This is a genomic window from Salinarimonas soli, from assembly GCF_008386575.1.
Taxonomy (GTDB): Bacteria; Pseudomonadota; Alphaproteobacteria; order Rhizobiales; family Beijerinckiaceae; genus Salinarimonas_A; species Salinarimonas_A soli.
Genome location: NZ_VUOA01000018.1, coordinates 123,950 through 136,691, shown reverse-complemented (window position 1 = coordinate 136,691; position 12,742 = coordinate 123,950). Strand labels below are relative to the sequence as shown.

Sequence of the window (12,742 nt, the reverse complement as noted above, 5' to 3'; positions counted from 1 at the left end):
AGGTCACAGGTGGGGGATTCCAAGCCTCGGAGCCGCGCCCGCGGCGGCTCCCGGCTCTAGCCCTCCCGGCGCCCCGCGACGGCCTTCCGCCGGGGCGAGCCGGCCGCGATGTTGGCCACCATGTCCGTGATGTGGCCGATGGATCCGACCGACAATCCCGGCTGGTCGGCCTTGTCGCGGCTCGAGGGCGAGACGGCGCGGGTGAAGCCGAGCTTGGCGGCCTCCTTGAGCCGGGCGGGCGCCTGCGCCACCGGGCGGATGGAGCCCGACAGCCCGATCTCGCCGAAATAGACGGCGTCGGACGAGAGCGGCGAGCCTGAGAGCGACGAGACGAGGGCCGCCGCCGCGGCGAGGTCGGCCGCGGGCTCGGTGATGCGCAAGCCGCCCGCCACGTTGAGATAGATGTCGTGCATGCCGAGCCGCAGGCCCGCATGGGCCTCCAGCACCGCGACCACCATGGCGAGCCGGTTCGAGTCCCAGCCCACGACCGCGCGGCGCGGGGTGCCGAGCGGGGACGGGGCGACGAGAGCCTGGATCTCGACGAGGAGCGGCCGCGTGCCCTCCATGCCGGCGAACACGGCGGTGCCCGGCGCCGCGAGATCGCGTCCGGCGAGGAACAGGGCAGAGGGGTTCGACACCTCCCGCAGGCCCTTGTCCGACATCTCGAACACGCCGATCTCGTCGGTGGGGCCGAAACGGTTCTTCACCGCGCGCAGGATGCGGAAATGGTGCCCCTGGTCGCCCTCGAAGGACACCACCGCGTCCACCATGTGCTCCACCACGCGCGGCCCGGCGATCTGGCCGTCCTTCGTGACGTGGCCCACCAGGATCACCGCCGTGCCGCTCGTCTTGGCGAAGCGGATCAGGGCCTGGGCGCTGCCGCGCACCTGGGTCACGGTGCCGGGCGCCGATTCCACGGTCTCGGTCCACATGGTCTGGATCGAGTCGATCACGGCGAGCGCGGGCGGGCGGCCCTGGCTCAAGGTGGCGATGATGTCCTCGACGTTCGTCTCCGCGGCGAGCTCCACGGGAGCGTCGGCGAGGCCCAGCCGCTCGGCCCGCAGGCGCACCTGCGCCACCGCTTCCTCGCCGGAGATGTAGGCGACGCGGTGTCCGCCCTTCGCCAGCGCCGCGGAGGCCTGCATCAGGAGGGTGGACTTGCCGATGCCGGGGTCGCCGCCGATCAGGATCACCGAGCCCTTCACGAAGCCGCCGCCCGTCACCCGGTCGAGCTCGGGCATTCCGGCGGCGGTGCGCGGCGCCTCCTTGATCTCGCCCGTGAGCCCCTCGAGAGGGAAGATCCGGCCTTTGGCGCGCGACGGCCTGGTGGCGACGGGGCCCGCCATCGGGTGGGCGCCGCCCGTCTCCTCGACGACCGTGTTCCACCCGCCGCAGGCCTCGCACTTGCCTTTCCAGCGATTGTAGACCGCCCCGCAGGACTGGCAGACGAAGGTGGCTGAGTTCTTGGCCATCGGATTTTCGGCGAGGGGAGCGGGAAAGCACAAAATAGGAACAAACGAGGCGGATTTCACCCCCCGACATAGCGCCGGTCGTAGCGTTTCCCCAGGGACGTCAGGACCTCGTAACCGATGGTGCCGGCCCGCGCCCCGACCTCGTCGATGGTGAGATCGTCGCCGATCAGGACCGCCCGGTCACCGCGCTTCACCGCGTCGCGCGGCACGTCGGTGACGTCGAGGATGATGAGGTCCATCGAGACGCGGCCCGCGAAGGGGCAGCGCCGTCCCGCCACGATCGCTTGCCCGCGAGGGGTGCCGCCGTCCGAATCGGTCACGCTTGCGGCGCGGGAATAGCCGTCCGCGTAGCCGATCGAGAGGGTCGCGAGCCGCCGCGGGCCCCGAGCCGTCCAGGTGCCGTTATAGCCCACGGCCTCGCCGTCTGAGACGTCGCGCAACTGCACGATCCCGGCCTCCAGCCGCACCACGGGCCCCATGGGGTTGTCCCGCCCCGGCGTCGGGTTGCCGCCATAGAGCGCGAAGCCCGCCCGCACGAGGTCGTAGCCGGGCACGCCGTCGTGGAGGATGCCGGAGGAGTTGGCGAGCGAGGCGGGAACCCCGAGAAACGCGCCACGCACGCGCTCGAAGTCGGCGACCTGCCGGGCGGTGACGGGGTTCGCGGTGTCCTCGGCAGCGACGAGGTGGCTCATGAGGAGAGCGGGCTTGAAGTCTGCCAAAATAGGGTCCGCCGCGAGATCAAAGGCGTCTGCGACCGGCAGCCCCAGGCGGTTCATCCCCGTGTCAATGTGGATCGCCGCCGGCAGCCGCTTTCCTTGCGCCCGGCAGAACGCCGCCCAGTCGACGATTTCTTCGGGTGAGCCCAGCACCGGGCGGATGCCGTCGGGCAGGAACGCGCCCTCGCTCCCCGGCAGGAGGCCATTGAGCACATAGATCGTGGCGTCGGCGCAGGCATGCCGGACCCGGCGTGCCTCGGACAGATGGGCGACGAAGAACGTGCGGCAGCCGGCGGCGGCGAGGGCGGCCGCCGCGGGCTCGATGCCAAGGCCATAGGCGTCGGCCTTCACGACCGCCGCGCACTCGGCTCCGCCGGACCGGTCGCGGAGCGTCCGCCAGTTGTCCGCAAGCGCTCCGAGATCGATGGTGAGGATCGCGCCTCCGCTCAAGGCGCCCATTGGATCTCGCGGGTCATCACAGCGTCGAGGTCGTAGGGGCAGGTCTCAGGAAGGGCGCCCTCCGGGAGCCCCGTCTCGGCGATCGCCTCGATGCGGGCGCGGGCATAGGCACCGGCGAGGGCCTCGGAGACGCGGCTTTTCAGGCCAGGATTCTCTGCGAGCGTCTCGGCCGCGTCGAGCCGATGGGTCAGGATCGAGGACACCCACGATCGGCTGCGCCGCTCGGGCTGACGATCCCGTTTCAAGAGGTGGAGCATGATGATCCGGAAGCTGCTCCGCAGCCGCGCGAACTCCGACCGCCCCACCGTCTCGATCTCCTCCGCAATATTTTCCACATCGATCGCCTCGAAGCGCCCCGCGCGCAGGAGGGCCGCCTGCTCGAGCGCCCACGTATAGGCGTCCTCCTCGTAGGCCGCCGGGGCGGGCTGGGGCTTCGGGTGCTTGGCGAAGGACATGGGGGTCTCCATCGGCCCGCCAGCATAGCGCAGGCCGGGGCGGGGCCCCAGCCCTCAATCCCCCATGCGCTCGGGCATCTTGTCTTCGTCGGCGAGGTTGGTGAACCGGGTCACGTCGGCCTGGAAGGCGAGCTGGACGGTGCCGGTGGGGCCGTGGCGCTGCTTGCCGATGATGACCTCGGCCTTGCCGTGAGCCTGGTCCATCTCGGTCTGCCACTTGAAGTGCTCCTCGGTGCCGGGCTTCGGCTCCTTGTTCTTGAGGTAGTACTCCTCGCGGTACACGAACATCACTACGTCGGCGTCCTGCTCGATGGAGCCCGACTCACGCAGGTCCGAGAGCTGCGGCCGCTTGTCGTCGCGCGATTCCACCTGACGCGAGAGCTGGGAGAGGGCGATGAGCGGCACCGAGAGCTCCTTGGCGAGCGCCTTGAGGCCCGTGGTGATCTCGGTGAGCTCCTGTACCCGGTTCTCGCCCTTCTTCGAGGAGCCCGACAGCAGCTGGAGATAGTCGACGACCAGGAGGTCGAGGCCGCGCTGGCGCTTGAGGCGGCGGGCCCGGGCGGTGAGGCCCGCGATGGACAAGCCGCCGGTCTGGTCGATGTAGAAGGGCACCGTCTGCATCTCCCGCACGGCGTCCGAGACCTTGTGGAACTCGTCCTCGCGAATGTCGCCGCGGCGGATCTTGTAGGAGGGGATACCCGATTGCTCGGCGATGATGCGGGTGGCGAGCTGCTCGGCCGACATCTCGCACGAGAAGAAGCCGACGATGCCGCCGTTCACTGTTTCCGTCGAGCCGTCCGGCCGCTTTTCGCCCCGGTAGGCCTTGGCGACGTTGAAGGCGATGTTGGTCACGAGCGAGGTCTTGCCCATGGCCGGGCGCCCCGCGATGATGATGAGGTCGGAGGGCTGGAGGCCGCCCATCATGCGGTCGAGGTCGTGCAGGCCTGTCGCCACGCCCGAGAGCTGCCCGTCGCGCTCGTAGGCCTTGGCGGCCATGTCGAGGGCGGCGGTGAGCGCCGTGTTGAAGGTCTGGAAGCCGCCGTCGTAGCGCCCGCTCTCGGCGAGCTCGTAGAGCTTCTTCTCGGCCACCTCGATCTGGTCGCGCGGGGTGGTCTCCATCGGCGCGTCGTAGGCGACGTTGACCATCTCCTCGCCGATCTTGATCAGGTTCCGGCGGATCGCGAGGTCGTAGATCGTGCGTCCGTAATCCTCGGCGTTGATGATCGTGGTCGCCTCACCGGCGAGCCGGATGAGGTACTGGTACATCGGGATGCCCCCCACGTCGCCCTCGCCCAGGTGGGTCTTGAGGGTGATGGGGGTCGCGACCTTGCCGGCCTTGATGAGCGCCACGATGGTCTCGAAGATCCGCCGGTGGTGCTCGTTGTGGAAGTGCTGCGCCTCCAGGAAGTCCGCGACGCGATAGAACGCGTCGTTGTTGACGAGCAGGGCGCCGAGGAGCGCCGTCTCGGCGTCGTTGTTGCTCGGCGCGCTGCGAAACTCCGCAACGGACTTTTCCAGGCGGGCGATCAGGGCATTCGACGCCATGGCGAGCTCCAGCTTCGACGGTCGATTCGCGAGTGTCGGTCGGATTCGACTCTTCATGCCGAAACCGTTGCCGCGACGGTGCCGCGGCGTGCGACCCCCGCAATCCCCGATTCACACAGGCCGAATCGGATGCGCCGGGACGCCGCACACCTCTCACCGCTAGAGCGGGATCGTTAACCGGACCTCAAGAACGACAGCACTCCCGATCGTGGCCGACCGGGAGCGCGAAGTCTAGAACGGATAGGGAACGCGCTCAAGCTTGAAGCTTGGGCGGAGGGGGCCCGTCCGCACACGAAAACGCTCCCGGCCGTGTCCGGCCGGGAGCGTCGGGTGACAGGCGCGGAGCCGTGCGGCTCAGCGGTCGTCGTCGTCGCCGGCGTCGGCGAGCGCGGCGCCGACCTCGAGGCCGAGATCGTCGAGGTTCATCTCCTCGCGGGTCGAGACGCTCTCGCCGCGAGCCTGGCGCTCGGCCTCATCGGGGCTGCGGGCGACGTTGATCGACACCGTCACCTCGACCTCCGGGTGGAGGGCGACGGGCACCGTGTGGACGCCGAGCGTCTTGATCGGCAGGTTGAGCACCACCTGCTGGCGATCGATCGAGAAGCCCTCCTTCGAGATCGTCTCGGCCATGTCGCGGGTCGAGACCGAGCCGTAGAGCACGCCCGACTCGCCGGCCTGGCGGATCACCACGAAGCTCTTACCCTGCAGCTTCTCGGCAACGCCCTGTGCCTCGGACTTACGCTCGAGGTTGCGGGCCTCGAGCTGGGCGCGCTGCTGCTCGAAGCGCTCCTTGTTGTCCTTCGTGGCGCGCAGGGCCTTGCCGCGCGGCAGGAGGAAGTTGCGGGCGAAGCCGTCGCGCACGCGCACGGTCTCACCCATCTGGCCGAGCTTGGCCACGCGTTCGAGGAGGATGACTTCCATGGGACTGGTCCTTTCAGGTGATGTGGAAGACGGTTCAGGCAAGGGGTGTCGGGCCGGCGGGTGGGCCTGACGCCGGGCGCGCCCGGAGGCGCCGGCGCAGGCCGAGTGCCGTGTCGGCGATCCCGAAGAGGAACAGAGGCCCGAGCACGAGCCCCTGCGACATGAAGAGGAGGAGATAGGCGATCGACAGGATTGCGACGCGCCCGGAACGGCCGCGGGTGACGTCGTGGAGCCCGGCGAGCCCCTGGAGCGCGAAGGCCATGGTGATGGCGCCCGCGAGCGCCAGCCCGAACACCGCGACGAAGCCGCCGAGATTGGCGAGCAGCACTGCGCCCGCCAGGATGGCGAGCACCATGCGCGGCATCAGGGTCTCGGGCAGAGGCGGCCATGGGCGGGGCAGGCGCCCCGACATCGCGACGACCTTCGCCCCGAGCCACACGTAGAAGGCCAGGATGAGCGTGAAGCCCTGCGCCGCGAAGATCGGCGCCGCGTTGGCGAAGCGGTCGATGATCACGCTCGCCGGAATGTCCCCGACATTCGGAATCGGCGTCCCGCGCGGCGTGTTCGTCTGCGCCCGCACGAACAGCTCGGCGATCTGGCGGGAGTTTTCCTGGAACGCATCGTAGCTGCCCGTGGACACGAGGGCGGCGGCGAGCAGCGTCAGGGCGGCGGTGCCGGCGATCCAGGCCAGGAGGCGGCCGGTGGGATACCACTCGACGACCCCCGCCGCGTCCCCGCGCCCCAGCAGGGCCAGATAAGCGAGCCACCAAGCCGGCAGCGCGGTGCCGAGCACGTAGCCGAAGCCCTCCGCCGGACCCGACACGAGCGCGATGGCGGTGCCGCCCACGGCGGTCGCGACGAGGCCCGCCCGGTGGTTCCAGCCGAGCGCGGCGATGAGCACGGGAACGGGAGCGAGGAGGAACAGCAGCAGCGCGAGCGGCGTGCCCTTGGCGAGCACCGCGATCAGGAGTGCGGAGACCAGCCCCGCGCCGATGCCGACGGATAGGAAATTCATGGATCCCGCTGTCCCGCTGCCATGCCGCAGGGTTAGGGGCGGATCGCGTCCGTCCCAGCGTCTGAGGAGGGCCGCGCCAGAGAGGCGCGGCCCGGGGTTCCTAGCGGATCACGAAGGGCAGGAGGCCCAGGATCCGGGCGCGCTTGATCGCCTGAGCGAGCTCGCGCTGCTTCTTGGCCGACACCGCGGTAATGCGGGACGGGACGATCTTGCCGCGCTCCGAGATGTAGCGCGAGAGCAGCTTCACGTCCTTGTAGTCGATCTTCGGCGCGCCGGCGCCCGAGAACGGGCAGGTCTTGCGGCGGCGGAAGAAGGGGCGGCGGGCGCCGCCGCCGGCTGCGGGAGCAGTAGCCATGATCAAGCCTCCTCACCGGTCACGGGGGCGCCGAACTCGCCACCCTCGTCGTCACGGCGACGACCGCGCTCGCGGTCCTTGCGCTCGTCCCGATCGCGCTTCTGCATCATCGCGGACGGACCTTCCTCGAACTCCTCGACCTTCAAGGTCATGAAGCGGATGATGTCCTCGTTGATGCGCATCTGACGCTCCATCTCGGCCACCGCGGCGTGCGGGGCTTCGATGTTGAACATGGTGAAGTGCGCCTTGCGGTTCTTCTTGATGCGAAAGGCGAGGGTCTTCATCCCCCAGAGCTCGGTCTTCGCGACCGAGCCGCCATTCGCCTCGACGACCCCCTTGAACTGTTCGACGAGGGTATCGACCTGTTGCGGCGAGATGTCCTGCCGCGCCAGGAACACGTGCTCATACAGAGGCATGTTCGGCCTTTCTCGAGTTCCTTACTCGTCTCATCCCCGGCGCCAAGCCCTTCGAGCCCTGCGAAAGGCCCGAGCGGTTGTCGAAGGCGGAGACACCGGGCGACGGACCCTGGGGTCCTGCGCTCCGGATCAATCCAAAGCGCCGCCCGTTCAGCCCCCGGCCAAGGGATGAGCGAAGCGCGCGGCATAGAGGGTTTGGCGGCGGAAAGCAAGGGGCACCGGCGCTCCGGGCCTCGAAAGCCGCGGGCGGACGCGCTCAGGCCACCGCGCTGCGGTGCTGGCGGAAGAGAAGCGGCACCGCGTCGCGGGCCGGGCGCGGCGGGCTGAGGAGATAGCCCTGGATCTCCGTGCAGCCCTCGGCGCGCACGATCTCCAGCTGCTCGTGGGTTTCGACGCCCTCCGCCGTCGTCGAGATGCCGAGGCTGCGCCCGAGGCTGACGATGGCGCGCACGATCGCGGTGCTCTCCGGGTTGGCCGAGAGCTCCTTCACGAACGAGCGGTCGATCTTGATCTTGTCGAAGGGGAAGCGGCGCAGGTAGCTCAAGCTGGAATAACCCGTGCCGAAATCGTCCATGGCGATGCGCACGCCGAGCGCCCGCAGCTGGTGGAGGATGCGCACGGAGGCCTCGCTCTCCTGCATGAGCACCGACTCGGTGATCTCCAGCTCCAGGCGCCCTGGCGCAAGCCCGGAGCTCGCAAGGGCCGACATTACGAGCTGGACCAGATTGCGCTGGCGGAACTGAACGGCCGAGACGTTGACCGAGACCCGCACGTCCGCCGGCCAACGGGCGGCTTCGGCGCACGCTTCGCGCAGGACCCACTCGCCGAGCGGCACGATGAGGCCCGTGTCCTCGGCGACGGGAATGAAGATTCCAGGGGAGATCGTCCCGCGGGAGGGATGATTCCAGCGCACCAGCGCCTCGAAGCCGACGATCCGGTCGCGGGCGAGATCGAGGAGGGGCTGGTAGTGCAGCTCGAACTCGCCGGCCGCCATGGCCTCGCGCATGTCCAGCTCGAGGGCGCGGCGGTTCTGGACCTCCTTGTCCATCGCGCTCTCGAAGAACCGGAACGTGCCGCGTCCGTCGGCCTTCGCCTTGTAGAGCGCGAGATCGGCGTTCTTGAGCAGGAGATCCGGATCGAGACCGTCGGCCGGGGCGAGGGCGATCCCGATGCTCGTGCCGACATTGATGAGCTGGCCGTCGACCATGAACGAGCGCCCGAGCGCCTCCACGAGGCGTGCGGCGAGGGCTGCGGCGGCTTCGGGCTCGCCGAGCCCGACCTGGAGGATGGCGAACTCGTCGCCGCCGAGCCTGGCGACGATGTCGCGCGCGCGCACCGCCTCGACGATCCGGGCCGCCACCTCCTTGAGGAGCACGTCGCCCACCGAGTGGCCCAGCGTGTCGTTGACGGCCTTGAACTGATCGAGGTCGAGGCAGAGGACGGCGGCCGTCTCCCCGCGGTCCGCGCAGCGTCCGAGGGCCCCCTCCAGCCGCTCGCGGAAGAGCACCCGGTTGGCAAGGCCCGTGAGGGCATCGTGGCGCGCCATGTGCTCGATGCGCCGCTCCGCCTGCTTGCGGGCCGTCACGTCCGTGTAGGTGCGCACGGCCCCGCCGGTTTCCAGCGGCACGGTGCGGATCTCGAGCACCCGGCCGTTGGGCCGCTCGCGCTCGTAGCATTGGTGCGCGAGCGCTATGCCGCCGGCCTCCACCCATTTGCGGAAGGCTTCGTCCGCGTTCTCGAAGTCGCCCGTGTCGAACTGATGGCGGGTCACATCGTGGAAATGCGGGCGCCCGGCGAGGAGATCGGCCGGCAGATCCAGGAGCTCCAGGGCGCGGCTGTTGTGCACCTGCACCTTCAGGTCGGCGTCGATCATCATGATGCCCTGGTCCATGTTCTCCAGGGTCGCCTCGAGCACGGCCGACTTCTGCGTCGCCTGCGCCTCAGCCTGGCTGCGCCGGCGGGCCTCGCGGTCGAGGAGCGCTCCGAAGCCCACGAGGATCGCGACGGCGACCGGAAGGAGGCTGAGGCTGCTCAGGGTGTCGCGCCACCAGGGGGCCAGCACGTCGTCGAGCGCGAGGGCAGCCGAAAGGACGAGGGGGAATTCGCCCAACCGCCGGAACGCCACGATGCGCGGCTTTCCGTCGATCGTGGCGCTGCCGGTCGTGTAGATGCCGCTCTGCTGGGCGGCGTAGGGCGCCTGGAACAGGGGCAGGCGGTCGAAGCGCTGCCCGATCCGGTTCTCGCCGTTCGGCCGCCGCGCCAGGACCACGCCGTTGGCGTTGAACAGGGTCACGGCGCCGCCGGGGCCTACGTCGACCCGCTCGTAGACGTCGCGCATGACGCGGGCATCCACGGCGGCGACCACGATCACGTCGAGCCCGCGGCCGGCGTCGCGGATGCGGCGGCTCACGCCGATGATCCAGGTCCCGTGCTCCCGGTCGAGCACGGGATCGCCGACGCGAAGCTCGTTCGCGGCGATCCCGACATGCGCTTGGAGCGCAGCCGCGTCGAGGCGTTCGAGAGCCGCGGCATCCGCCCGCTCGCCGTCGATCAGCCGCCCCGACCGGGGATCGAGCGTGCGCAGCGCAACGAGGCGGGAGCCGTCGCTCAGGGCGGCTTTCACCAACGAGGAGCGGGAGGCTCCACGGGCTGCGGCGTGCTCCTCGGCCGCGAGGCGCAGGAGAAGGTCGATCTCGCCGAAGGTGCGGGCGGTGTGGCCCCTCAGGACCGACGCGAGGTTCTCCACCTGATGCGACGCGGCGTCCAGAACGCGTTCCCGCGCCTGCCAGGACGACCAGCCGAGCGACGCCGCCAAGGCGAGGCAGACCAGCGCGATGCCGGTCCAGACCGTCGCGGTGAAGGACGAGGCCGACCTGAGGCGGCCGGGTCGCGTGGCTTGGGCAGCAGATCCGACCATGGGGCTGGGGCGGTGCTCGGAGAGAAGGCGTGAGCTTTCCCCCAGACCCGTGGAAATTGCGTTAAATTCGGGGTGCGCTTTCGACCGGCCCGCCGATCGTTGGCTCAGAGCTGCCTCAGCAGCCCTGCAAAGCGCATCAGGCCCTCCGGCCAGGGGCCGTGCCCGCTTTCCGTGTTGAGGTGGCCGGCGTCGCCCGCGTCGACCAGGGCGCTGCCCCAGGCGAAGGCGAAATCCTCGGCGCGCTCGTAAGCGCAATAGGGATCGGTCCGGCTCGCCACGAGAACGCTCGGGAAGGGCAGGGGCGCGCGCGGCATCGGCGCGAAGCCGGGGTCGATGGCGGGAGGACGCCGGCTCTCGTCGTCGAGATCGGGCGGGGTCACGAGGAAGGCGCCGGCCACCCGCGTGCCCGCCAGGCGCTCGGCCGCCGCCGCGATAGTCACGACGCCGAGGCTGTGGGCGACGAGCACCACGGGGCGTTGCGCGGGCGCCACGGCCCGCACCAGGGTCTCGATCCAGGGCTGGGGCCGGGGCCGCTCGTAATCCGCCTGCCGGACCCGGCGCGCCGTGGAGAGCTGGCGCTCCCAGCGGGTCTGCCAATGATCGGGCCCGGAATTGCCGAGACCCGGGACGATGAGGATGTCGCACTCGAACGTTCGCATCAGCCCATTGTGGGGTTTTCCGGGCTCCCGGAAAAGAGCGGCCCCGCACGGCCGAGCGCGAGACCCACAGACGATGCCGCGAAGGCGTGGGTGGCGGCCTGCTGGGCGCGCAGGAACCGCTCGGCGTCCTCCACCGTGAATCCGAGCTCGCGCGCCGCGGCCAGGAAGCCCGCAAGCGTCTCGGGTTCCATGGCACCAGTCGCCACGTGGCGGCGGTTCACCACGACCGACGAGATCATCGGCCCGCCGCGCTCCATCGCGAGAGCGCACACGCCCTTGAGATGCGCCCCCATCTGCCGCCGCACCCGCCGCCACTCGGCCCCGTTCGCCTCTGCAACGTCCGCGAAGGCAAGATAGCGGCCTGCGCGGGCGGCGGAGAGGATGGCCTGAGCCGTGAGAGCGGGGTGAAGCATGGGCGTTGTCCCATGCCACGGGACGCCCTACGCCGTGCCGAACACCCGCCGAAAGATCGTGTCCACGTGCTTGAGGTGATAACCGAGGTCGAACAGGGCCTCGAGCTCCTCGCCCGACAGCCGCGCCCGGACCTCCGGGTCCGCCTTGAGCAGGGTGAGGAAATCGCCCTGGCCGCGCCACACGGGCATCGCGTTGCGCTGGACAAGGCGATAGGCGTCCTCGCGGGAGGCGCCCTTCTGGGTCAGCGCCAGGAGCACGCGCTGCGAGTGGATCAGGCCGCCGAGGCGATCCAGGTTCTTCTGCATGTTCTCGGGGTAGACCACGAGCTTGTCGATCACGCCTGTGAGGCGTGCGAGCGCGAAGTCGAGCGTGATCGTGGCGTCGGGGCCGATCATGCGCTCGACGGAAGAGTGCGAGATGTCGCGCTCGTGCCAGAGCGCCACGTTCTCCATCGCCGGAATGCAATAGGCGCGCACCATGCGGGCGAGGCCGGTGAGGTTCTCGGTGAGCACGGGATTGCGCTTGTGGGGCATGGCCGAGGAGCCCTTCTGCCCCTCGGAGAAGAACTCCTCCGCCTCCAGCACCTCGGTGCGCTGGAGATGGCGCACCTCGGTGGCGAGGCGCTCGATGGAGGAGGCGACGACGGCGAGCGTCGCAAAGAACATGGCGTGCCGGTCGCGGGGGACGACCTGCGTCGAGACGGGCTCAGGCGCGAGCTCCATCTTGCGCGCCACGTATTCCTCCACCCGCGGGTCGATGTTGGCGTAGGTGCCCACAGCGCCCGAGATGGCGCAGGTCGCGATCTCGCGGCGTGCGGCCACCATGCGCTCGCGGCAGCGATCGAACTCGGCATAGGCCTGGGCGAGCTTCACGCCGAAGGTGGTGGGCTCGGCGTGGATGCCGTGGGAGCGGCCGATGGTCGGCGTGGACTTGTGCTCGAAGGCCCGGCGCTTCAGGGCCGCGAGCAGCGCGTCGATGTCGGCGATGAGGATATCGGCGGCGCGGGTGAGCTGCACGTTGAGGCAGGTGTCGAGCACGTCCGAGGACGTCATGCCCTGGTGGACGAAGCGCGCCTCCGGGCCGACGATCTCGGACAGGTGCGTCAGGAAGGCGATGACGTCGTGCTTCACCTCGCGTTCGATGGCGTCGATGCGCTCGACGTCGAACACGGCCTGCGACCCCTTCTCCCAGACGGTCCGCGCCGCCTCCTCCGGCACCACGCCGAGCTCCGCCAGCGCCGTCGTGGCATGCGCCTCGATCTCGAACCAGATGCGGAACTTCGTCTCGGGCGACCAGATGGCCGTCATGGCGGGGCGGGAATAGCGGGGGACCATGGGCGGGCTCCTGAGCGATCCCCGCCCCTAGGGGAATGGGCGCATTAAGGCAAGGGGCGGTCGG

Annotated in this window: 12 protein-coding genes; all 12 read right to left on the bottom strand. The window is 69.9% G+C overall.

What is annotated here, in order from left to right:
- Nucleotides 1-56: 56 nt before the first annotated feature.
- Nucleotides 57-1,472 carry a DNA repair protein RadA gene (radA, locus tag F0L46_RS08840; protein ID WP_149816757.1) on the bottom strand — a complete coding sequence of 472 codons (1,416 nt, stop codon included), beginning with the start codon at nucleotides 1,470-1,472 and terminating at the stop codon, nucleotides 57-59.
- A gap of 56 nt (nucleotides 1,473-1,528) precedes the next feature.
- Nucleotides 1,529-2,647: an alanine racemase gene (gene alr, locus F0L46_RS08835; protein WP_149816755.1), complete on the bottom strand. Its 1,119-nt coding sequence runs from the start codon at nucleotides 2,645-2,647 to the stop codon at nucleotides 1,529-1,531.
- Complete coding sequence (locus tag F0L46_RS08830) at nucleotides 2,635-3,102, bottom strand: DUF29 domain-containing protein (protein ID WP_149816754.1); 468 nt, start codon at nucleotides 3,100-3,102, stop codon at nucleotides 2,635-2,637. Before F0L46_RS08830 ends, alr begins: the two co-directional genes overlap by 13 nt.
- A gap of 54 nt (nucleotides 3,103-3,156) precedes the next feature.
- The gene (locus tag F0L46_RS08825; protein ID WP_149816753.1) at nucleotides 3,157-4,647 is read right to left on the bottom strand and encodes a replicative DNA helicase; all 1,491 of its coding nucleotides are present in this window, start codon (nucleotides 4,645-4,647) and stop codon (nucleotides 3,157-3,159) included.
- A 354-nt stretch (nucleotides 4,648-5,001) separates the two neighbouring features.
- On the bottom strand, nucleotides 5,002-5,568 hold the full coding sequence (gene rplI, locus F0L46_RS08820) for a 50S ribosomal protein L9 (protein WP_149816752.1): 567 nt from the start codon (nucleotides 5,566-5,568) through the stop codon (nucleotides 5,002-5,004).
- Nucleotides 5,569-5,602: 34 nt separating this feature from the next.
- The gene (locus F0L46_RS08815) at nucleotides 5,603-6,583 is read right to left on the bottom strand and encodes a DUF2232 domain-containing protein (protein ID WP_149816750.1); all 981 of its coding nucleotides are present in this window, start codon (nucleotides 6,581-6,583) and stop codon (nucleotides 5,603-5,605) included.
- 100 nt (nucleotides 6,584-6,683) lie between these two features.
- A complete protein-coding gene (gene rpsR / locus F0L46_RS08810) occupies nucleotides 6,684-6,938 on the bottom strand; it encodes a 30S ribosomal protein S18 (RefSeq protein WP_149816749.1) in 255 nt (84 codons plus the stop codon).
- 2 nt (nucleotides 6,939-6,940) lie between these two features.
- Nucleotides 6,941-7,354, bottom strand: coding sequence for a 30S ribosomal protein S6 (gene rpsF / locus F0L46_RS08805; RefSeq protein WP_149816747.1), 414 nt, complete (start codon nucleotides 7,352-7,354; stop codon nucleotides 6,941-6,943).
- Between the two features lie 256 nt (nucleotides 7,355-7,610).
- Nucleotides 7,611-10,271 (bottom strand): bifunctional diguanylate cyclase/phosphodiesterase, encoded by a 2,661-nt coding sequence (locus F0L46_RS08800; RefSeq protein WP_149816745.1) that lies wholly within the window; start codon nucleotides 10,269-10,271, stop codon nucleotides 7,611-7,613.
- Between the two features lie 104 nt (nucleotides 10,272-10,375).
- Nucleotides 10,376-10,930: an RBBP9/YdeN family alpha/beta hydrolase gene (locus F0L46_RS08795; RefSeq protein ID WP_149816743.1), complete on the bottom strand. Its 555-nt coding sequence runs from the start codon at nucleotides 10,928-10,930 to the stop codon at nucleotides 10,376-10,378.
- Nucleotides 10,930-11,343, bottom strand: a complete 414-nt coding sequence (locus tag F0L46_RS08790) for a hypothetical protein (RefSeq protein WP_149816741.1) — start codon at nucleotides 11,341-11,343, stop codon at nucleotides 10,930-10,932. The genes F0L46_RS08795 and F0L46_RS08790 overlap by 1 nt, the downstream gene beginning before the upstream one ends.
- A gap of 27 nt (nucleotides 11,344-11,370) precedes the next feature.
- The gene (purB, locus tag F0L46_RS08785; protein ID WP_149816740.1) at nucleotides 11,371-12,678 is read right to left on the bottom strand and encodes an adenylosuccinate lyase; all 1,308 of its coding nucleotides are present in this window, start codon (nucleotides 12,676-12,678) and stop codon (nucleotides 11,371-11,373) included.
- Between the last annotated feature and the right edge of the window lie 64 nt (nucleotides 12,679-12,742).